The sequence below is a fragment of the Roseateles sp. genome (assembly GCF_036404855.1).
In the GTDB taxonomy this organism is placed as follows: Bacteria; Pseudomonadota; Gammaproteobacteria; order Burkholderiales; family Burkholderiaceae_C; genus Pelomonas.
This window is the reverse complement of sequence record NZ_DASWYS010000087.1, coordinates 1-19,450: the sequence shown is the minus strand read 5'-3', so window position 1 is coordinate 19,450 and position 19,450 is coordinate 1. Positions and strand designations below refer to the sequence as shown.

Sequence of the window (19,450 nt, the reverse complement as noted above, 5' to 3'; positions counted from 1 at the left end):
CGCCGGCACGGGCTCGGGCGGTGCCGACTTCCGCTTCGCCTTCAATGGCCGCAACGGCTCCGCACCGCAGCCCATCGAGCGCATCACGACCGGCGACAACAAGAACCGCACCACCACGCTGGGCGGCAAGTACAGCCAGTACGCCGGCGAGGAGCACACGCTCACCTTCGGCGGCGAGATCGAGCGCCGCGTGCGCGACGAGAAGCGCCGCACCATCGAGAACGGCGTGGACCTGCTGCCCGGCATCGAGGGCCAGCCCTTCAACGCCACCATCACGCGCACCGCTGCCTATGTGCAAGACGAGTGGGAGATCAACAAGCAATGGTCGGCCTACTTCGGCGTGCGCCATGAGCAGATCAAGACCGTCAGCGACGGCGTGGGCAGCAACTTCAACAACACCAGCAAGGTCACGACGCCGCTGCTGCACCTGAACTTCAAGCCCGACCCCAAGGGCCGTGACATGGTGCGCGCCAGCCTTACGCGCAGCTACAAGGCCGCCGATGTGCAGCAGCTCATCGCACGCCCGACGATCAACACGGACTACCCCGCCAAAGCCCTCGCAGACGACGTGCCGGGTGGCCCCCGCAAAGCATTCGAGAACACCCCGTCAACGCCCGACCGCATCGGCAACCCCAATCTCAAGCCCGAACTGGCCACCGGCCTGGACATCGCCTGGGAGAGCTACCTGCCTGCGGGCGGCATGATCTCGGTCGGCGTGTTCCACCGCCGCATCACCGGCCTGGTCCGCAATGCGCTGGTGGAAGTGCCCAAGGAGAACGCCTATTGGGCGGACGGCGTGGCGCGCTGGGTCTCCACCCCCATCAACCTGAGCAAGGCAACGACGCAAGGCCTGGAACTGGAGGTCAAGGGCCGCGCCGGTGAGTTGTTCCCGGGCCTGTTCGAGCCGACGACGGCGCTCAGCCTGCGCGCCTCGCTGAACCTGTACCGCTCCAGCGTCGCCGACATCCCCGGCCCCCACAACCGCCTGGAAGGCCAGCAGCCCTGGCAGTTCAACTTCGGCGCCGACTACCGCTTCAAGAGCCTGCCGCTGAGCGTGGGCTTCAGCGGCCAGATCGCACCGAAGTTCAGCGTGCAGCAGACCGCGCTGCAGAGCCAGACTTCGCTGCCAGCACGCTCGTTCGATGCGTTCGCCATGCTGCAGCTCAGCCCCAAGGACAGCCTGCGTGTGGCCACCAGCGGCCAGTTCCAGCCCACGCAGGGCTCGCGCGTGGTCTACACCGGCCTGCCCGACTACAGCGTCAACGAGCGCAAGCCCGTGGCCTGGTGGTCGGTGAACTGGGAACACAAGTTCTGAGCCGGCGCCGGACACGGGCCCTGACGCCTGAGTGATGGCCCGGGAAGGACCCGGCGCCTTGCGGCGACGGGGCACGAGGTCCTGCGCCGTCCCGGCCGCGTCATGCGATGCGGCCGGCCTCGGCTATCTTCTGCGGCAATGACTTCCGCAGCTCTCCAAGTATTTGCCGGCCCGGCCGCCCGCGCGCGCCTGGCCGAGCGCGGCCTGCGCGCCGAGGACGTCGGCCTGGTGCCCGCCGCCGCCGGTGGCCCCAAGGGCCTGATCCTCAACGGCCTGGACCGCCACGTCTTCGGGGAGTGGCTGCCTCGAAGTCGCCAGACCGTCCACCTCGTCGGCGCCAGCATCGGCGCGTGGCGCATGGCAACGGCCGCGCTGGCCCACCGGGACGTCGGCCCCGCCTTCGATGCGATGGCCGAGGCCTATGTGACGCAGGAGTACGACGTGCTCCCGGGCGAGAAGCGCCCGCGGGCCGAGGGCGTCAGCAAGCGCTTCGGCGAGATCCTGGCCGAGATCTTCCAGGGGCGCGAAGCCGAGGTCCTGGCGCATCCGCGCCTGCGGCTGCATGTCGTCACCTCGCGCGGCCAGAACAAGGGGCTCGGCCTGCTGGCCCGCGAGGGCAAGCTGCGCACGCCGCTGGGCTACCTCGGCGCCTTTGCGGCCAATGCGGTGTCGCGGCCGCTGCTGGGCCGATTCCTGGAACGCGTGGTGTTTTCCGATCCGCGCGACCGCCTGCCGCTGCGACTCAACGACTTCACCACCCGTGAGGTACACCTGTCGCGCGCCAACCTGCGCGGCGCGCTGCTGGCAAGCTGCTCCATCCCGTTCTGGCTGCAGGCCCAGCACGACCTGCCCGGCGCCCCGCGCGGTGCCTACTGGGACGGCGGTATCACCGACTACCACCTGCACCTGGACTACCGCGCACTCCAGACGTCGGGGGCGCCGCTGGTGCTCTACCCGCATTTCCAGCGCCAGGTCGTGCCCGGCTGGCTGGACAAGTCGCTGAAGCACCGCCATCGGTCGACGGACTTTCTCGAGAATGTCGTGCTGCTGTGCCCGTCGCCGCAGTGGATCGCCCAGCTGCCCGGCGCCAAGCTGCCCGACCGCAACGACTTCATGGCCCTGGACGTCGACGAGCGCCGCCGCCGCTGGCGCGTGGCCGTGCGGGAGAGCCAGCGCCTGGCCGACGAATTCGCCGCGTTGGCCCGGCGCGACTCGATTTCGGCGCTGCCGCTTTAGAATCATGGCTCCCTCCCCTCACAAGAGCGAGAAAGGCACCCTGGTTATGACACCGCGAACTACGACCACCTTCACCGGTACCTAGTCGGCCGCGGCTCGTCACGTCTTCTCGCCCCTCCCAATCGGGGCACGAACAAAGCGCGGCAAGTGGCCGCGCTTTTTCATTTCTGCCCCAGATGGAGCACTCCCCATGATTTCGATTCAACTCCCCGACGGCTCCCGCCGTGAGTTCCCCGCCGCGCTGACGGTCGGCGACGTCGCCGCCAGCATCGGCGCCGGCCTGGCCAAGGCCGCCCTGGGCGGCAAGGTGGACGGCAAGGTCGTCGACCTCAGTCACGTCATCGACCACGATGTGCAGCTGTCCATCGTGACGGACAAGGACGCCGATGGCCTGGACATGATCCGCCACTCGACGGCCCACCTGCTGGCTTATGCCGTCAAGGAGCTTTACCCCGACGCCCAGGTCACCATCGGCCCGGTCATCGAGAACGGCTTCTATTACGACTTCTCCTACAAGCGTCCGTTCACGCCCGACGACCTTGCCGCCATCGAGTCCAAGATGACCGAGCTGGCCAAGAAGGACGAGAAGGTCGTCCGCCGCGTGCTGCCGCGCGACGAAGCCGTGGCCCATTTCAAGGCGCTGGGCGAGAACTACAAGGCCGAGATCATCGGCAGCATCCCGAGCAACGAGGATGTGTCGCTGTACGCCGAAGGCAGGTTCGAGGACCTCTGCCGCGGCCCTCACGTGCCGTCCACGGGCAAGCTCAAGCACTTCAAGCTGATGAAGGTGGCCGGCGCCTACTGGCGCGGCGACCACCGCAACGAGATGCTGCAGCGCGTCTACGGCACGGCCTGGGCGTCCAAGGACGACCTGCAGAAGTACCTGACGATGCTGGAGGAGGCCGAGAAGCGCGACCACCGCAAGCTCGGCAAGGAGCTGGACCTGTTCCACATCGACGAGCACGCGCCTGGCGTGGTGTTCTGGCACCCCAAGGGCTGGACGGTCTGGCAGGAGGTGGAGCAGTACATGCGCCGCGTCTACCGCGACAACGGCTACCAGGAGGTCAAGGGTCCGCAGTTGCTGGACAAGACGCTGTGGGAGGCCACGGGCCACTGGGACAAGTACCGCGAGAACATGTTCGTGACCGAGTCGGAGAAGCGTGACTACGCGCTCAAGCCGATGAATTGCCCCGGCCACATCCTGATCTTCAAACAGGGCGTGAAGAGCTACCGCGACCTGCCGCTGCGGTTCGGCGAGTTCGGCCAGTGCCACCGCAACGAGCCCACGGGCGGCCTGCACGGCATCATGCGCGTGCGCGGCTTCACGCAGGACGACGGCCACATCTTCTGCACGGAAGACCAGATCCAGGGCGAGGTCACGGCCTTTACGGCCCTGCTGCAGAAGGTCTACAAGGACTTCGGCTTCACGGAGATCATCTACAAGCTGTCGACGCGCCCGGAAAAGCGCATCGGCAGCGAGGAGAGCTGGGACAAGGCCGAGCATGCCCTGGCCGAGGGCCTGCGCGCATCGGGCTGCGACTTCACCTACCTGCCGGGCGAAGGCGCCTTCTACGGCCCCAAGATCGAATACACGCTGAAAGATGCGCTGGGCCGCGAATGGCAGTGCGGCACCATCCAAGTCGATCCGAACATGCCGGAGCGTCTGGACGCGGCGTTCGTGGACGAGGACGGCGAGCACAAGCGCCCGCTGATGCTGCACCGCGCCATTGTCGGCAGCCTGGAGCGTTTCATAGGCATCCTGATCGAGCAGCACGCCGGCGCGCTGCCCACTTGGCTGGCTCCGACCCAGGTCGTTGTCGCCAACATTACGGATGCGCAGGCCGATTACGTGTCTGAAATTGTGAAATCGCTGCAAAAACAAGGGCTTAGGGCCTCAGCGGATTTGCGTAACGAGAAGATCACCTATAAAATCCGCCAGCATTCCATGCAAAAGCTGCCGTATATCCTCGTCGTGGGTGACAAGGAAAAGGCGAATGGCAGCGTTGCGGTACGCGCCCGTGGCAACCAGGACCTCGGCGTGATGCCCCTGCAGGACTTCCTCGATCGGATCTCCGCAGACATCACCAACAAGGTCTAAAAGAGCCTATCGGGCGCTATTTGTTTTGTTTGAGCCCTCCGCCTTGGGGCTCGTTGAAAGGTCTACACCATCGCTACGTTTGCCGACCGTCGTGCGATTCCGGAGCGCAAGCACCGGTTGAACCGCGAAATCATGGCTCCCGAAGTCCGTTTGAACGGCCCCGAGAACGAACCCATCGGGATCGTCAGCATCCAGGAAGCCCTGCGTATGGCGGGCGACATGGATGTGGACCTGGTCGAGATCTCTGCCACCGCCAACCCGCCGGTCTGCCGGCTGATGGACTACGGCAAGTTCAAGTACCAGGAGCAAAAGCGCGCCGCCGAAGCCAAGGCCAAGCAGAAGATCATCGAGATCAAGGAAGTCAAGTTCCGCCCGGGCACGGACGAAGGCGACTACCAGATCAAGATGCGCAATCTGCGCCGCTTCATCGCCGAAGACGGCGACAAGGGCAAGGTGACGCTGCGCTACCGGGGCCGCGAGATCACCCACCAGGACATCGGCATGCGCCTCCTGGAGCGGATCCGCGACGAGCTGGCTGACGTGGCAGTGGTCGAGAACATGCCGAAGCTCGAAGGTCGGCAGATGATCATGGTCCTGGCGCCCAAGAAGCGCTGAGACCAAAACAGGTTAAACCGGTCGGTTTGGTCGCCGACTGGTTCACAAGTCTCCTGAGGCCAACAAGCGTGGCGGGCTCACCGTCACCGCCCCAGGGACACACTTAAAAGGAGCATTCACATGCCCAAGATGAAGACCAAGAGCAGCGCGAAAAAGCGTTTTCGCGTTCGTCCGGGTGGCACCGTCAAGCGCGGTCAGGCGTTCAAGCGCCACATCCTGACCAAGAAGACCACGAAGAACAAGCGTCACCTGCGCGGCGCTGTGAACGTGCACGAAACCAACATGGGCCACATGGCTCAGATGTTGCCTTTCGCCGGCCTGTAATCCACCACCAAGACTAGAAGGAGAAACATATGCCTCGCGTCAAACGTGGTGTTACCGCTCGCGCCCGTCACAAGAAGGTCCTGGCCCTGGCCAAGGGCTTCCGCGGTCGTCGTAAGAACGTCTTCCGCATCGCCAAGCAGGCGGTGATGAAGGCGGGCCAATACGCCTACCGTGACCGCCGCACCAAGAAGCGCGTGTTCCGTCAGCTGTGGATCGCCCGTATCAACGCCGCCTCGCGTGGCCTGGGCCTGTCCTACAGCAAGTTCGTGGCGGGTCTGAAGAAGGCCCAGATCGAGATCGACCGCAAGGTCCTCGCCGATCTGGCCGTGAACGACCCGGCTGGTTTTGCCAGCATCTTCGCCAAGGTGAAGGCCGCGCTCGCCTGATTGCGACCCATCCCGGCTCACGTCGGGATACGCAACTTTTGAGGGCCGGCCCACTGGGTCGGCCCTTTTTCATTCCGAATTCCGAATGTCTGATCTCGACGCTCTTCTTGAAGCGGCACGCAGCGACTTTGCCGCCGCGCCGACGCCCGCCGAACTCGAAAACGCCAAGGCCCGATTCCTTGGCAAGTCCGGCCGCGTGACCGAACTGATGAAGGGCCTGGGCGCCCTCAGCATCGAGGAAAAGAAGACCCGCGGCGCCGAGATCAACCAGCTCAAGGTCGGCATCGAGGCCGCCCTCACCGCCCGTCGCGACGCACTGGCCGCGGCCGAGCTCGAGAAGCAGCTCAAGGCCGAGGCGCTGGACGTGACGCTGCCCGGCCGCCAGCGCGGCACCGCCGGCCTGCACCCCATCACGCGGGCAATGGAGCGCATCGAGGCCATCTTCGGCTCGATGGGTTTCGACGTGGCCGACGGCCCCGAGATCGAGACGGACTGGTACAGCTTCTCGGCGCTGAACAACCCCGAGAACCACCCTGCCCGCTCCATGCAGGACACGTTCTACGTCGACATGAAGGACGAGAACGGATCGTGGCTGAACCTGCGCCCGCACACCAGCCCGATGCAGATCCGCTACGCCCAGGCGCACGCCAAGCGCTACGCCGGGCAGGACACGATGCCCGAGATCCGCGTCATCGCGCCGGGCCGCACCTACCGCGTGGACAGCGACGCGACACACTCGCCCATGTTCCACCAGGTCGAGGGCCTGTGGGTGGGCGAGAACATCTCGTTCAAGGACCTGAAGGCGGTCTACCTGAACTTCATCACCGCCTTCTTCGAGACCGACCAGCTGCAGCTGCGCTTTCGCCCCAGCTACTTCCCTTTCACCGAGCCCAGCGCCGAGATCGACATCATGTTCGAGAGCGGCCCGTTGAAGGGCCGCTGGCTGGAGGTGTCGGGCTCCGGTCAGGTACACCCGCAGGTGATCCGCAACATGGGCCTGGACCCCGAGCGCTACATCGGCTTCGCCTTCGGCTCCGGCATCGACCGGCTGGCCATGCTGCGCTACGGCGTCAACGACCTGCGCGCCTTCTTCGACGGCGACCTCCGTTTTCTCTCGCAGTTCAAGTAATTCAGAAGAGCTATGCAATTCCCCGAGTCCTGGCTGCGCGAGTTCTGCAATCCGCCGCTGTCCACTGAAAAACTGGCCGAACTGCTGACCATGTCCGGCATGGAGGTTGAAGAGCTGCGCCCCGTCGCGCCGCCCTTCCACGGCATCGTCGTCGCCGAGATCCTTGAAGCCGAGCAGCACCCCAATGCTGACAAGCTGCGCGTCTGCAAAGTCAACGCCGGCGCGGCTTTCAACAACGGCGAGCCGCTGCAGATCGTCTGTGGAGCACCCAACGCCCGCGTCGGCATCAAGGTGCCGCTTGCCACAGTCGGCGCCGAGCTGCCGCCCGGCGAAGACGGCAAGGCCTTCAAGATCGGCGTCGGAAAGCTGCGCGGCGTCGAGAGCTTCGGCATGCTGTGCTCTGCGCGCGAGCTCAAGCTCAGCGAGGACCACGGCGGCCTGCTGGAACTGGCCGCTGATGCCACCGTCGGCGAGGACATCCGCCGCCATCTGAATCTCGATGACACGCTGTTCACGCTGAAGCTGACGCCCAACCTGGGCCATGGCCTGAGCGTCTTCGGCGTCGCCCGTGAAGTGGCTGCCCTGACCGGCGCGCCGCTGCTCAAGGCCGAGTTCCCGGCCGTCAAGCCGACGCTGGACGACAAGCTGCCGGTGCGCATCGAGGCCCCCGACCTCTGCGGCCGGTTCTCGGGCCGCATCGTCAAGGGCATCAACACGGCTGCCAAGACGCCTGCGTGGATGGTGCAGCGCCTGGAACGCTGCGGCCAGCGCTCGGTGACCGCACTCGTGGACATCTCCAACTACGTGATGTTCGAGTACGGCCGTCCGTCGCACATCTTCGATCTCGACAAGATCAGCGGCGAGCTGGTCGTGCGTTGGGGCAAGGCCGGCGAGCAGCTCAAGCTGCTGAACGGCAACACCATCACAGTCGACGAGAAGGTCGGCGTCATCAGCGATGCACGCGAGGTCGAGTCCCTCGCCGGCATCATGGGAGGCGACCACACCGCCGTGTCCGACGAGACGAAGAACGTCTACGTCGAGGCCGCTTTCTGGTGGCCCGAGGCCGTCATGGGTCGCGGCCGCCGCTACAACTTCTCCACCGACGCAGGCCATCGCTTCGAGCGCGGCGTCGACCCGTCGCAGACCGTCGAGCACATCGAGCGCATCACGCAGCTCATCATCGACATCTGCGGCACGGCCGACACCCGGGTCGGCCCGATGGACGACCAGTCGCCCAATGTGCCTGCACGCAAGTCCGTGGCCCTGCGCGTCGCCCGCGCCGCCAAGGTCATCGGCATGCCGATCACGCAGGCCGACTGCGAGAGCGTCTTCTCCCGCCTGGGCCTGCCATTCACGGCTGCCGACGGCGTGGTCACGGTGACCCCGCCGAGCTGGCGCTTCGACATCCTGATCGAGGAAGACCTCATCGAGGAAGTCATCCGCGTGATGGGCTATCCCTCGCTGCCGTCCACCGCGCCCCTGGCGCCCATCGTCGGCCGCACCGGTTCGGAGTCGCGTCAGGCCAAGCATGCGCTGCGCCGCGCTGTCGCCGCGCGCGACTACTACGAGACCATCAACTTCAGCTTCGTCGAGGAGCGCTGGGAGCGCGAGCTGGCCGGCGTCGCAGACCCGATCAAGCTGCTCAATCCCATCGCCGCACCGCTGTCGGTGATGCGCACCAGCCTGATCGGCAGCCTCGTGCAGGTGCTGCGCCACAACCAGGCCCGCCGTGCGACGCGCGTGCGCGTGTTCGAGCTGGGTCGCGTGTTCAAGCGCGACGCCACCGTCGCCAACGGCCCGCTGAGCGTCGCTGGCATCGAGCAACCGCTGCGCCTGGGCGGCCTGGCCTGGGGCCCCGCGGACCAGCAGCAATGGAGCCAGCGCGACCGCGCCGTGGATTTCTTCGACGTCAAGGGTGACCTGGAAGCGCTGTTCGCGCCGCAGACGCTGAACTTCGAAGCCGCTGAACACCCGGCGCTGCACCCGGGCCGCAGTGCGCGCGTGAGCCTGAACGGCACGCCCATCGGCTTCGTCGGCGAATTGCACCCGCGCTGGCGCCAGGCCTACGAGATCACGGGCGGCGCGCCCGTCGTGTTCGAACTGGACCTCGACGCCGCGCTGACCCGCACGCTGCCGCAGGGCCAGCCGCTGCCGCGCCAGCAGGCCGTGCAGCGCGACCTGGCGCTGGTAGTGAAGGACAGCACCAGCCATGACGCGCTGATGGGCGCCATCACCACGGCCGGCGGTGCACTGCTGCGCTCGGCCAAGCTGTTCGACGTCTTCAAGCCCGCAGCCGGCGCCACAACCGAGCTGCAGGCTGACGAGCGCAGCCTGGCCGTGCGCCTGGAACTGCTGGATGACGACGCCACGCTGACCGATGAACGCATCGATGCCGTAGTCGCGGCCATCGTGGCGGCGACCACCAGCCAACTCGGCGCCCGCCTGCGCGGCTGACCCTCTGGAGGAGGAACACGACATGGACGCAAACGACGTCAAGAAAGAAGCCGCCGCAGTCGTCATCGGCAGCCTGGAGACGCCCACGCTGACCAAGGCCGAGCTGGCCGAGCTGCTGTTCGACAAGCTGGGCCTGAACAAGCGCGAGTCCAAGGACATGGTCGAGGCTTTCTTCGACATCCTGCATGACAGCCTCGTGAAGGGGCAGGACGTGAAGCTGTCCGGCTTCGGCAACTTCAACATCCGCCGCAAGGCGCCCCGCCCGGGGCGCAACCCGCGCACCGGCGAGTCCATTCCCATTAAGGCGCGCAACGTCGTCACCTTCCACGCGAGCCACAAACTCAAGGGGCAAGTGCAAGGCGATGCGCCCGCCGGCGAAGACTTCGAGTAGAGTCTGCCTTCCCCCGCGAACTTGTTGATTTGCAATGGAAAAGGCGCTTCCCGCCATCCCCGCTAAACGTTACTTCACCATCGGTGAGGTGAGCGAGCTGTGCGGTGTGAAGCCCTACGTGCTGCGCTACTGGGAGCAGGAGTTCACCCAGCTCAAGCCCATGAAGCGGCGCGGCAACCGCCGCTACTACCAGCATCACGAGGTGCTGCTGATCCGCCGCATCCGCGACCTGCTTTACGACCAGGGCTTCACGATCAGTGGTGCACGCAACCAGCTCAGCGAAGGCCTGCCCCCCGCAGCGGCACAGAACTTCCGCGATGAGGCCGAAGCGGCCCATGCGCTGGACGCCCATGACGACGGTGTGATGGACGATGACGAAGAGGTCGACGTGCCTTCCGGACTGGCCCACCTGCCTGCGGCACGCCACACAGCGTCGCATGCCCAGCCGCTGAAGGCTGCCGAAGCCTCGATCACGCTGCCCGTCTTGGCAGTCGAGCCCATCACCGCGTTGGAACAGATCCGCGCCGAATTGATGGCCATCCGGGCCACGCTTCTCTGAGAAAGATCTCGCAGGACTCTCACTGAGACCCATTCCTGGGTTATACTTTTTGGCTCAGTCGGGGCGTAGCGCAGCCTGGTAGCGCACTTGCATGGGGTGCAAGGGGTCGCGAGTTCGAATCCCGCCGTCCCGACCATTTTTTTCCAATGAAATCAACGGGTTAGCAGCTCAGGCCGCTAACCCGTTTTTCTTTTCCCGACGCGCTTCTCGCTCCAGGGGTCAACCGAGGGGTAAACCGGCCACCAGCTGGCTTAGTACCGGAAACGGTTCAAGCAGCCTCCGCCAAGCGCCTCTGCGATCCGATCGCTGGCTTAGAGTCCAGACTGCATGGAGCAGACGAGCGACGGCGGCCCTCCGCAGCTACAAGAACAGGTGGAGCGCCTCATTGGCCGCTGCATGCTTCAGCTTCAGCAATACGAGTTGCTGGTGAAGGCCATGCTCGCGCGCCATGAGCTGGCGGGGACGGTCGACTCACTGGAAGCGAAGCTCTCGGCACGTGTCGAGGCTCACGCCAATATGACGCTCGGCGGTCTGAAGACTGCTCTCTTTGAGAGCTACGTCGTCGCTGACGGTTTCGAGCGCGACCTTCTGCCCGACGCTACGACACCCATCGATCGCATTTCAGTGGCTTTCAGCTCGCGCGTTGCGATGGAACCGGAGCGGCTGGCCGAAACACGGGCTGCCCTGGAGGCGCTGGTAGTCATGCGCAATGACCTTGTGCATCACTTCGTCGATCGGTTCGATCTTTCGAGCGATGGTGGTCGCAGGCTGGCCGTCCAGCACCTAGAGACGTGTGCGCAGCAGATCGAATCACACCACCAGCAGCTGAGGACCTGGGCTCGCAGCATGGATAGCGCGCGGGCGTTGGCAGCGTCCTTCATGCAGACGGACGTCTTCGAAAATCTGCTGATCAACGGCATTGCACCCGATGGCAGCTTCGAGTGGCCTAGCAGCGGCATCGTCTGCGTGCTGCGCGAAGCCATTCAAAGAACATCGACGGGCGGCTGGGCGCGGCTGGACCAAGCTCGCGCCTGGATCGAATCTTCACATCCCGAACAGACCCCACAGAAGTATGGATGCCGAAGTTGGCCGCAGGTCCTCAGCGACTCGAGACTTTTCGACATCCAGCACAGAGTTGGCGAAGAAGGTCGCAAGATGGCTTGGTTCCGAGAGCGACCGACGCGTTACCGAACCACCTGAACTGCCAATCTGCGCCGCAGGGCGGCTATCAGCGGATTTTGGGGAACAGCTTGGTCAGTTTGTTGATCTGCGCTGCTAGTGGGGCTGCACTGTAGTGGACGCGGTCTCATCGGCGACGTGTCGGGGCCCGCACGGATCGTTTCAGATCGTGCTCAAATGTTGAGCCAAATGTCTGCGCTCAATGCGAACCGATCAGCAGCGCATACCCCTTTCAACCAGTGAGACGATCTGCAGCTCCCTGCATGCCGACGAAGATGGCGTTAGCGAGTTGTGCATCAAATCCTTGAGGCAACTGTGCTCCCACCGCGGCGATGACCTCAGGCACTTGGTCGACTGTCTCTTCGATCAGACGCACCGCATCATGGCCATCCGCCGTCAGGATGCCGTGGCGCGTCCCGAGAGCCACCCAGTGCCGACGCAGGATGTCCCGCATCTTCCAATGAGCGTTCTTCGAGCGCACCGCCATGGCCATCTTGGCTCTGAACGGCGAGATCTTCGACGGTCCTTCTCCAAGCACCGGGTAGGCTGACAACACGTCATACAGCGGCGTCAATTGATAGCGCCCGCTAGGTCTCAAGAACAAGCTGAAGTTCTTGGCGTGACCGTCGGTGGCACACAGCATCCAGAAGATCAGCTGCGCTTTGAAGAAGTCGCGACGGTCCTGCTCGCGGGTCATGGAGCCGTCGAGTACGTCGAGGATGCGGTCCATGCCCGGCCCACCGTCAACCTCGTACTTGGCATCGGGCGCCACGCCGGTGGCCTGGCACATGTCCTCCTGTGGCAAGCGGATCAGGCGCTGGTCGCCAGACGGATGCTTCCACCAGGCTCGGTCGAAGCGTTCCACGACCAGCGCCTTGACGTCCTCAAACTGCAATGGATGACAGATTGCGACCGGCAGCCCGAATTCGCGCAGGAGCAGCGAGCACAGCCATTCGTTTTCGACCGAGCCGCGCATGTCCAGCTTCATGCCGCCGATGAGGCCCAGCGGCAGCTTGAAGATATGTGTCGTCGGCGTGCTACCGCGCGGAAGGCACCACTGCCCCTCGTGGAGCAGCAGCGCCGTCTTCTCCTGCGCGCCGGCAATTGAAATGCGGAAGTCATCGTCGTCCCGCCAGCCCAGCGCGCTTGAAGTCGTGGTTCCGCGCAGAATCTGGGCGACCTGGGCTTCGCTCAGTACATCGGCCTGCAGGGGCGACGTGCCGGCCGAGATTGCACCCTCAGGCAGGATCTCCAGCGCGCCCACGCAGTCCCGGCCGATCTCGGCCAGCAACTCGAACGCGCCGGTCGAGCCAGTATTGAAGCGGCGCGCCAGCCGGTCGCGGATCTCCTTGCTGTCCGGGAGCAGGTTCTCAAAGTAGGCGCGGACCTTGGCTCCACGGTGCGGCGCGTTGCCTGGCGTGAAGGGGAGCGACAGCGAGAGCGGCCTCCCCTGCCCTGACTGCGTCCAAGCCAGGTCGTATTGGAGGATGTCGGGCGCGTTGGGTGCGAGGCTCCAGGTGCCGACCCGGGCACCGTTCATCCAGAGGCCCAGCGTGCGGGTGTGGGAACGGCGGCCCATGGCTTACCAAGCCGGTTTGTCTGCGGATGAACTGGCGGCCGCGGATGCCTGCAGGGATTTGCCGAGCGCCACTTCCACGCCAAAGATGTTGAACAGCCTCAGCAGGCGCGCAGCCCCCACCCTGTCGGCATTCCTCTCCATCGCGGAATAAGTTTGCTGTGAGACGCCCAGCCGCAAGGCCACCTCTTCCTGCGTCAGGCCGGCTTCCTTGCGGAACGCCTGCAATAGGGATGGCAGCTGATCGGGCGTGCGGACGATGAACTGAGGCATACAGCTTTTAGGCTGTAAATTTCATTTACAGCTTCTGATGTGTATGCTCAGTTTACATATCGCAGGCAGTAAATTCAATAAACAGCCTCTGAGCTGTACGATCACGCCGACAGTAGATCAGCCAACCTGCTGCAAATAGCGCGACTCGACACGCCCTGCAAAGTCAGCAAAGGACAACTCCAGTGCCGACGCCAACCGATACAACACGCTGATCGTGGGCTGCTTCTTGCCAACCTCGATCAACGAGATGAACGGACGGTCCAAGTCGCAACGGCCTGCGAGGTCTTCCTGCGTCAGTGCGAGTTCCTGCCGGCGCGCCTTGATCTCTACGGCAAGCGCTTCGATGAGTTTCTGATTTCGGCTGGGTCGCATCGACCCGAAGTGTTTTTGCTGCGTACACTAAAGACACGTGTCTATTGACAGCAAAACGGCTTTGAGTGATCGTGTGAGCCCCCGGCATGGCCTCAGGGAGCGAATCAATGACCTACTTCTTCTGGGATTCCACCGACTGGTTCGGCAGCACCCTTTGCTGCCGCTACACGCTTGTGCAGTTCGGCAAGCTCCGGCTTCCGATGCGCATCGACGGGGTGCTCACCATCGCCGAGTGGCATTGGGCGCTTGGACTCTTCACGAGTGGTCAATTCCAGGTGTTCGGCGCTTGGCGTGATGAAGGCCCTGAGACGCCTCAGCGCATCGCTAGCGACCTTCATGACCGCGGGTTGGAGCGGGTTCATACACTGTCCGCGGACGATGGCCTTGTCGCCGCCATGAAGGCCCGGCACCCCAAGCTCTGCGAACGAACCGTGGCCGAGCTGGTCGAGTCCGGCGCCGCCAGCTATCGCATGCGGCAGGCCATCCGCTGGACGGATGCCGCCGCGCAGCGTTTGCAGGAACGGATGTCTCGCGCGGCGAAGAAGCACGGGCCGTTTGCCGATCACGCGGCGGCGGCTGAGTTCATCGCGCAGGCGTTCCAGCGCGCAGACCGGGATCTGCTGGCCGACTACTGGGATCGTGCCAAGCCGCCGCCGTACGGCGTCAGCGCCGCTCCTCGCGTCCTGGTCCGAGCGGCCTGACTGCCATGTCGGCGTGGCTCCTGAAGAACTGGCAGGACGTCTTCGCGCGGGTGCGTGGCGCGTTGCGACGTCGTGGGCAGACCGAGCACGAGGCCGAGGACCTGGTACAGGAGGCGTGGCTGCGCTTGGTCCGATACGAGGAGCGGCAACCCGTGGAGCAGCCTGAGGCTTTCCTGATGCGGGCAGCACTGAACCTCTCCATCGATGTTCATCGCACAGCCGTGGGACGCGGCGAGCACGTCCTGCTGGAGGACGTGCTGTTGATCGACACCACCCCGTCAATCGAGGCCGTGGTGCTGGCCAGAGAGCGCATGGCGCGCTTGGCAACGGGTGTGAGCCGGTTGACTGAGCGAACGCGAGAGATCTTCGTGGCCAACCGGGTCGACGGACTGTCGCCTACCGAGATCGCGAAGCGCTACGGCATCAGCGTCGCGACCGTGCACCAACACCTTGCCAAGGCGACACTGCGCCTGACGGAGTGGATGGAAGGCTGGTAGCCGTGCAACCGTTGGACGCCTCCGGCAGACAGGGGGCTAGCGACAAGCCGCTCGTGACGCGCGAGATGTTGGCCGAGGCCGCCGTGTGGGTCACCCGGCTGCATGGTCCTGACCGGTCGCGGGCGATGGAGCGCGAATGCCTGGCGTGGCAGGCCCAGTCGGCGGCACACCGCCTGGCCTTCGAGCGCTGCACGGACACGTGGCAGGAGGTGGGCGGCCTGACCCGGGCGCAGATCCAAGCCGTCGTGAGCGATCCACCACCCCGCGCGGGCTCATGGGGCCGCCGCGCCGGACGCACGGCACTGGCGCTCACGACCCTGTGCCTCGCGGCGGTGTTTGCCTTGATCCATTGGCCGGGTGACACGTACAGCACTGGCGTCGGGGAACAGCGGGTCATCGTCCTGGCCGACGGCAGCCGCATGACGCTGAACACCTCGACAGAGACCCGGGTCAGGTTGACCGACTCGCAGCGGAGCGTGACGGTCAAACACGGCGAAGCGCTGTTTGAGGTCGCGAAGGACGCAAGCCGGCCATTCGTCGTGAGCGTGACTGACGTCCAAGTTGTTGCCACGGGGACGGCCTTCCTCGTTCGATCCACGCCGCCCCAGGAGTCGGCGGGTGAAGCTTTTGGCGTGACGCTGCTGGAAGGGCAAGTGATCGTGCAACGCTCGGCAGGCACCGTGCAAAGCCTGCTCAGCGCCCCTGTCGTCATGGCTCCGGGCGAGCGCTTGCGCGTGGGCCAGTCGCCCGGCACGCCGCGCCAGGGATCAGCGCAAGCGCGAGTGGACCGCCCCCAGCTTGACCAGCTCCTTGCGTGGCAGCGAGGCTACGCGATCCTGGACGATACCCCGTTGCCGGAAGCCATCGCCGACATGAATCGCTACAGCAAGGTGCAGATCACGCTCGCTGATTCCAAGACGTTGAGGTCCCTGCGCATCAGCGGGTCCTATCGGACCGGTGACAACGAGGGTTTCGCGCAGGCCGTGGCTGGCCTGTATGGCTTGGTCGTCATGCCGCGTGCGGGTGGGCTGGAGCTGAGCGTCACTCCCTCGGACGCCGCCCCACGCAATGGAGTTGAAACGAATCGTTAGCTCGCCGGGACGGCACGAGACGCCGCGGTTCGTTACGGGATCACCTGGAACGTTTGACGCCCCGGGCGCACCAACGCTTCGGGCTATTCATGCTGCCAGCAGATGGGCACGATAGACGTCATGCCCACATCGACGCCGCTGTCCAGCGGGCGGCAACTGGATCTGCTGCTCGACGCGGGAGCTTGCAGCCCCTCCGCGACAGTGCTGGCCTGCATCAGCGGTGCCGGCCGTCGGGGAGCCTCAGGCCGCGCCCGCCAGGCAGGCGCGCGCATTCATCGTCGCGACCGCGTCACCGTAGATCTGCGAGGCCTGCGTACACGTCTTGAGACGCGAGCGCTTCAGAAACAGGTCACGACGGCGGCGCTGGTGAGGCGTGCGGTCGTGCGCATGCTCGACGACGAAAGCACCTGCGGCACCGAGCTGGCGTGCATCAAGCCGGAGGCCGGCAAGGTGAAGAAGTTGACGCTACGCATGTCATCCGCGCATGCTGCGGCGCTGCCCAGCCGTGCCCGTGCAGCCGACGTGTCCCAAGGGCGGTACGTCTGCACGCTGATGGACGGCATGCCCGCTCCACCGCGCGCAGCCGACCACTCGGCATCAGTCGCGGCGTTGAGGGCTTCGACCGACATGGTCGCAGCGATGTCGGTGGATCTCAATGCGTTCCTGCGGCTGCTGAGGCTTGGGCCTAACAATCAGTTGGAGAACTATCGGGCAGGCCTGATGTCCCTGGCGGACGACATGCGAGCGCATCTGGCGACGGCCTCGACGTTGATCGCAGTCCTCGCACCTTCGAGGGCGAAGCGATGAACGGCCATCAGGTAGATGGCGTCCTGGTGCAGTGGGGCGAGCGGTTGTTCTATCCGTCCAACCGCATCGTCAAGTCGCCGCCGACGCCGAGGCTGGACACGCTGATGCGGCGCAAGGCGGCGGTGATCCGCCAACGGATCGAAGCGACGGTTCGACGCGCGCCGCAGGTGATGGTGAAGGTCACCGGCGGCGGCCGAGGCATGGCCGCCATCGCGGCGCACTTCAGCTACATCAGCAAGAACGGCCGGCTCGACATCGAGGACGACCGGGAGGTCATGCGCAATGGCAAGGAGGCTGTTCGTGACCTGGTGGATCAGTGGCGCTACGGCGGCTCGCGGATTGAAGACGAAAGCCACCGGCGCGAGGCCTTCAACGTCATGCTGTCCATGCCGGCCGGGACGAACGCCGAATTGCTGAAGAAGGCCGTGCGCGAGTTCGCGCAGGTTGAGCTGGCCGGGCATCGCTATGTCATGGTCATGCACGAGCATCAGGCCAATCCGCATGTCCACCTGAGCGTCAAGGCGGAAGGCATCTCAGGCATGCGCCTGAACCCTCGCAAGGCTGACCTACAGCGCTGGCGCGAAACGTTCGCAGAGAAGCTGCGCGGATGGGGCATCGAGGCCGAGGCCACTCGACAGGCGACCCGCGGCGAGAATCGCAGCTACGAGTCCTTGTGGCGACTCAAGGCGAGGCAGGAGGGGCGTCTCCGTGCGCAGCCGGCGATGCCCGAGCGAGGGCTCATCGCTTCGCGCGGCCGCGCAGACGCCATGGTCAACTGGGCCCACATCTTGAAGGCACTGGCGGCGTCCGAGGTTGACGGATATCGTGAGCTTGGCAAGCGAGTCGGCAGCTTTGTGCGCAGCTCAACGGTTTTCAAGGAGACCATGCATCATCGGCGCGGACAAGAGGCGCTGATAAGCTGGGAGGCGGCAGAGCACAAGCGGCGTGACACGTCGAAGAATCGAACTGATCGGACGCCCAGTCGGTGATCGTCACGGCGCTGCGCACGCCTGAACTGCGGCCCTTCCCGTGCCCAGGGCTCGCCGGCATCCTCCTTCACGCGATGCGTGAACGAGCCGGCTTGGCGAACTTGTCGGCCAGACGGCGCGCGGCGCTGTGCCGACAAGATCCCCACCCTGGACACCCGCCACGCCCGATGCCGGGCCGCTGTCGTCGGTGCCTGCGCTCGACGACGGTTTCTATACAGAGGCTGCGCGAGACTCACTAGGGTTGCCGGCTGGTGCTTGCTTGCCGCAGTCTCGCCACCTCCCGTTGCACGGTGCTGTTGCTCACGTTGATGCCGACATCGGCCAGCGTCTCGCGAATAGCCTCGAAGGTGTAGCCCTGCGAGCGCAGCTCCAACATCTGAGAAGCGTAGCGGCGTGCCCTACGGTAGCCAGTGGGCGGTCCTATGGGATTCAGCTTCATGTCGGCTCCTTCGCTGCTGCGTCTCAGTGGCGGTTCATCTGCTGTGCAGATTTCCCACTACTTGGTCACATTTCCCGCTGCTGTTTCGGCTGCTATGCAGATTTCCCGCCTCTGTTCCACATTCGAGTCACAACTCGCGCCGTTGATGCAGTTTGACCGCGACTGGGGCCATGGTCCCAGCTGGATTTGGGCTTGAATCCACCGACGCGGCTACTGATGAAGCGGTAGAAAAAATGAGTGCAGGATAGGCTGGGCGTCAGCATTGGGATGCCCCCACTGTTGCTGGCCGTAGTCGAGGTGAGCCCATCTGCCACCGTCGGAGTTAGCGCGCGCGGCGATGGGCGGTGCCCGGCGACTCCACAGATTGCAGCATCCTGAGGAACGATCAAGTCCCAGCCGCCGGTGATGGCGAGTGGCCCTACCAAACAGTGACAGATGGTTGCCCGATGGCCTGGTTTCAATCCACGCGCGCAGATAACAGCGGTCGGGCCCCGTCATGGTGAGACTGTCGGCCTGGTCCTTTCATTTCGCCCCCCGCCGATGACGGTGGGCGATGCCTCTCAGTCCTGCAGCGTGTAGGCGTCAGGCTGGTTTCAATCCGCGCCGGCCGATGACGGCGGCGATGCTGAGCAGATCAAGCAGATCGATGCGCTGGTCGATGACGGGCGGTGCCGGTGCCGGTGCCGGTGATCGAACCGTTGGCGCCCACCGTGTTTCAATCCGCGCCCGTCGCTGATGACGGGCGGTGCCACGCTCGACCGGCCCCTGGTACTCGATCACCTCGTTTCAATCCGCGCCCGTCGTTGATGACGGGCGGTGTCGCCGCCGACATCATCGGGGACGCTGACGCTTGGGTTTCAATCCGCGCCCGTCGTTGATGACGGGCGGTGTAGAGAGTCGGTTTCAGCAAAAGATTCAAGCAGCAGGTTTCAATCCGCGCCCGTCGTTGATGACGGGCGGTGTGTCTGGTCAGCCGTCGCGCCGGCCAACAGGCTGACGTTTCAATCCGCGCCCGTCGT

The 19,450-nt window shown here is 64.9% G+C and carries 21 protein-coding genes and 1 tRNA gene; 17 read left to right on the top strand and 5 right to left on the bottom strand.

From position 1 onward, the window contains the following. The 12 genes from VGF12_RS05845 to VGF12_RS05790 form a co-directional block, all read left to right on the top strand. A partial coding sequence (locus VGF12_RS05845) for a TonB-dependent receptor plug domain-containing protein (RefSeq protein WP_331175102.1) occupies positions 1 to 1,315 on the top strand: 1,315 nt, incomplete at its 5' end. Positions 1,316 to 1,453: 138 nt separating this feature from the next. After that, entirely contained in the window at positions 1,454 to 2,551 is a 1,098-nt protein-coding gene (locus VGF12_RS05840) for a patatin-like phospholipase family protein (protein ID WP_331175101.1), read from the top strand. A gap of 190 nt (positions 2,552 to 2,741) precedes the next feature. Next, entirely contained in the window at positions 2,742 to 4,649 is a 1,908-nt protein-coding gene (gene thrS / locus VGF12_RS05835; protein WP_331175100.1) for a threonine--tRNA ligase, read from the top strand. Positions 4,650 to 4,718: 69 nt separating this feature from the next. Further along, positions 4,719 to 5,264, top strand: a complete 546-nt coding sequence (infC, locus tag VGF12_RS05830; protein WP_132570088.1) for a translation initiation factor IF-3 — start codon at positions 4,719 to 4,721, stop codon at positions 5,262 to 5,264. A 120-nt stretch (positions 5,265 to 5,384) separates the two neighbouring features. After that, the gene (gene rpmI, locus VGF12_RS05825; RefSeq protein ID WP_009517525.1) at positions 5,385 to 5,588 is read left to right on the top strand and encodes a 50S ribosomal protein L35; all 204 of its coding nucleotides are present in this window, start codon (positions 5,385 to 5,387) and stop codon (positions 5,586 to 5,588) included. A 29-nt stretch (positions 5,589 to 5,617) separates the two neighbouring features. Next, positions 5,618 to 5,974 carry a 50S ribosomal protein L20 gene (gene rplT, locus VGF12_RS05820; RefSeq protein WP_025564000.1) on the top strand — a complete coding sequence of 119 codons (357 nt, stop codon included), beginning with the start codon at positions 5,618 to 5,620 and terminating at the stop codon, positions 5,972 to 5,974. Positions 5,975 to 6,059: 85 nt separating this feature from the next. Continuing rightward, positions 6,060 to 7,103, top strand: a complete 1,044-nt coding sequence (gene pheS, locus VGF12_RS05815) for a phenylalanine--tRNA ligase subunit alpha (RefSeq protein WP_331175099.1) — start codon at positions 6,060 to 6,062, stop codon at positions 7,101 to 7,103. A gap of 12 nt (positions 7,104 to 7,115) precedes the next feature. Next, positions 7,116 to 9,557 (top strand): phenylalanine--tRNA ligase subunit beta, encoded by a 2,442-nt coding sequence (pheT, locus tag VGF12_RS05810; RefSeq protein WP_331175098.1) that lies wholly within the window; start codon positions 7,116 to 7,118, stop codon positions 9,555 to 9,557. 22 nt (positions 9,558 to 9,579) lie between these two features. Beyond that, positions 9,580 to 9,948, top strand: a complete 369-nt coding sequence (locus tag VGF12_RS05805; RefSeq protein WP_331175097.1) for an integration host factor subunit alpha — start codon at positions 9,580 to 9,582, stop codon at positions 9,946 to 9,948. A gap of 34 nt (positions 9,949 to 9,982) precedes the next feature. Then, on the top strand, positions 9,983 to 10,507 hold the full coding sequence (locus VGF12_RS05800) for a MerR family transcriptional regulator (RefSeq protein ID WP_331175096.1): 525 nt from the start codon (positions 9,983 to 9,985) through the stop codon (positions 10,505 to 10,507). A gap of 59 nt (positions 10,508 to 10,566) precedes the next feature. Beyond that, positions 10,567 to 10,643: transfer RNA gene (locus VGF12_RS05795), tRNA-Pro, on the top strand. A gap of 191 nt (positions 10,644 to 10,834) precedes the next feature. Beyond that, positions 10,835 to 11,707 carry an OST-HTH/LOTUS domain-containing protein gene (locus tag VGF12_RS05790; RefSeq protein ID WP_331175095.1) on the top strand — a complete coding sequence of 291 codons (873 nt, stop codon included), beginning with the start codon at positions 10,835 to 10,837 and terminating at the stop codon, positions 11,705 to 11,707. 211 nt (positions 11,708 to 11,918) lie between these two features. Here the strand turns inward: VGF12_RS05790 and VGF12_RS05785 are convergent, their stop codons facing one another. The 3 genes from VGF12_RS05785 to VGF12_RS05775 all read right to left on the bottom strand — a co-directional run bounded on the left by VGF12_RS05785 (position 11,919) and on the right by VGF12_RS05775 (position 13,907). Further along, positions 11,919 to 13,265, bottom strand: a complete 1,347-nt coding sequence (locus VGF12_RS05785) for a type II toxin-antitoxin system HipA family toxin (protein ID WP_331175094.1) — start codon at positions 13,263 to 13,265, stop codon at positions 11,919 to 11,921. Between the two features lie 3 nt (positions 13,266 to 13,268). Beyond that, complete coding sequence (locus VGF12_RS05780; protein WP_331175093.1) at positions 13,269 to 13,535, bottom strand: helix-turn-helix transcriptional regulator; 267 nt, start codon at positions 13,533 to 13,535, stop codon at positions 13,269 to 13,271. Between the two features lie 117 nt (positions 13,536 to 13,652). Next, entirely contained in the window at positions 13,653 to 13,907 is a 255-nt protein-coding gene (locus VGF12_RS05775; RefSeq protein ID WP_331175092.1) for a helix-turn-helix transcriptional regulator, read from the bottom strand. A 107-nt stretch (positions 13,908 to 14,014) separates the two neighbouring features. Between VGF12_RS05775 and VGF12_RS05770 the strand changes: the two genes are divergently transcribed. From VGF12_RS05770 to VGF12_RS05750, 5 genes are all read left to right on the top strand, one after another. After that, positions 14,015 to 14,608: a hypothetical protein gene (locus tag VGF12_RS05770; RefSeq protein WP_331175091.1), complete on the top strand. Its 594-nt coding sequence runs from the start codon at positions 14,015 to 14,017 to the stop codon at positions 14,606 to 14,608. 5 nt (positions 14,609 to 14,613) lie between these two features. Continuing rightward, the gene (locus tag VGF12_RS05765) at positions 14,614 to 15,105 is read left to right on the top strand and encodes a sigma-70 family RNA polymerase sigma factor (RefSeq protein WP_331175090.1); all 492 of its coding nucleotides are present in this window, start codon (positions 14,614 to 14,616) and stop codon (positions 15,103 to 15,105) included. 2 nt (positions 15,106 to 15,107) lie between these two features. Continuing rightward, complete coding sequence (locus VGF12_RS05760) at positions 15,108 to 16,196, top strand: FecR family protein (protein WP_414710016.1); 1,089 nt, start codon at positions 15,108 to 15,110, stop codon at positions 16,194 to 16,196. Positions 16,197 to 16,577: 381 nt separating this feature from the next. Further along, the gene (locus tag VGF12_RS05755; protein WP_331175088.1) at positions 16,578 to 17,003 is read left to right on the top strand and encodes a hypothetical protein; all 426 of its coding nucleotides are present in this window, start codon (positions 16,578 to 16,580) and stop codon (positions 17,001 to 17,003) included. Continuing rightward, positions 17,000 to 17,992 (top strand): relaxase/mobilization nuclease domain-containing protein, encoded by a 993-nt coding sequence (locus tag VGF12_RS05750; protein WP_331175087.1) that lies wholly within the window; start codon positions 17,000 to 17,002, stop codon positions 17,990 to 17,992. Before VGF12_RS05755 ends, VGF12_RS05750 begins: the two co-directional genes overlap by 4 nt. A gap of 235 nt (positions 17,993 to 18,227) precedes the next feature. On the opposite strand, the gene VGF12_RS05745 is transcribed toward VGF12_RS05750, so the two are convergent. Then, positions 18,228 to 18,431 (bottom strand): hypothetical protein, encoded by a 204-nt coding sequence (locus VGF12_RS05745; RefSeq protein ID WP_331175086.1) that lies wholly within the window; start codon positions 18,429 to 18,431, stop codon positions 18,228 to 18,230. Between the two features lie 582 nt (positions 18,432 to 19,013). Then, complete coding sequence (locus tag VGF12_RS26220) at positions 19,014 to 19,211, bottom strand: hypothetical protein (RefSeq protein ID WP_414710014.1); 198 nt, start codon at positions 19,209 to 19,211, stop codon at positions 19,014 to 19,016. Positions 19,212 to 19,450: the final 239 nt, after the last annotated feature.

Bases quoted from the DNA above. Each gene is read 5' to 3' on its own strand.
- pheS (WP_331175099.1), top strand. From the start codon at position 6,060: ATGTCTGATCTCGACGCTCTTCTTGAAGCGGCACGCAGCGACTTTGCC.
- VGF12_RS05765 (WP_331175090.1), top strand. From the start codon at position 14,614: ATGTCGGCGTGGCTCCTGAAGAACTGGCAGGACGTCTTCGCGCGGGTG.
- VGF12_RS05800 (WP_331175096.1), top strand. From the start codon at position 9,983: ATGGAAAAGGCGCTTCCCGCCATCCCCGCTAAACGTTACTTCACCATC.
- VGF12_RS05770 (WP_331175091.1), top strand. From the start codon at position 14,015: ATGACCTACTTCTTCTGGGATTCCACCGACTGGTTCGGCAGCACCCTT.
- VGF12_RS05805 (WP_331175097.1), top strand. From the start codon at position 9,580: ATGGACGCAAACGACGTCAAGAAAGAAGCCGCCGCAGTCGTCATCGGC.
- rpmI (WP_009517525.1), top strand. From the start codon at position 5,385: ATGCCCAAGATGAAGACCAAGAGCAGCGCGAAAAAGCGTTTTCGCGTT.
- VGF12_RS05775 (WP_331175092.1), bottom strand. From the start codon at position 13,907: ATGCGACCCAGCCGAAATCAGAAACTCATCGAAGCGCTTGCCGTAGAG.
- VGF12_RS05745 (WP_331175086.1), bottom strand. From the start codon at position 18,431: ATGAAGCTGAATCCCATAGGACCGCCCACTGGCTACCGTAGGGCACGC.
- pheT (WP_331175098.1), top strand. From the start codon at position 7,116: ATGCAATTCCCCGAGTCCTGGCTGCGCGAGTTCTGCAATCCGCCGCTG.
- VGF12_RS05750 (WP_331175087.1), top strand. From the start codon at position 17,000: ATGAACGGCCATCAGGTAGATGGCGTCCTGGTGCAGTGGGGCGAGCGG.
- VGF12_RS05840 (WP_331175101.1), top strand. From the start codon at position 1,454: ATGACTTCCGCAGCTCTCCAAGTATTTGCCGGCCCGGCCGCCCGCGCG.
- VGF12_RS05785 (WP_331175094.1), bottom strand. From the start codon at position 13,265: ATGGGCCGCCGTTCCCACACCCGCACGCTGGGCCTCTGGATGAACGGT.
- VGF12_RS05790 (WP_331175095.1), top strand. From the start codon at position 10,835: ATGGAGCAGACGAGCGACGGCGGCCCTCCGCAGCTACAAGAACAGGTG.
- thrS (WP_331175100.1), top strand. From the start codon at position 2,742: ATGATTTCGATTCAACTCCCCGACGGCTCCCGCCGTGAGTTCCCCGCC.
- rplT (WP_025564000.1), top strand. From the start codon at position 5,618: ATGCCTCGCGTCAAACGTGGTGTTACCGCTCGCGCCCGTCACAAGAAG.
- VGF12_RS05780 (WP_331175093.1), bottom strand. From the start codon at position 13,535: ATGCCTCAGTTCATCGTCCGCACGCCCGATCAGCTGCCATCCCTATTG.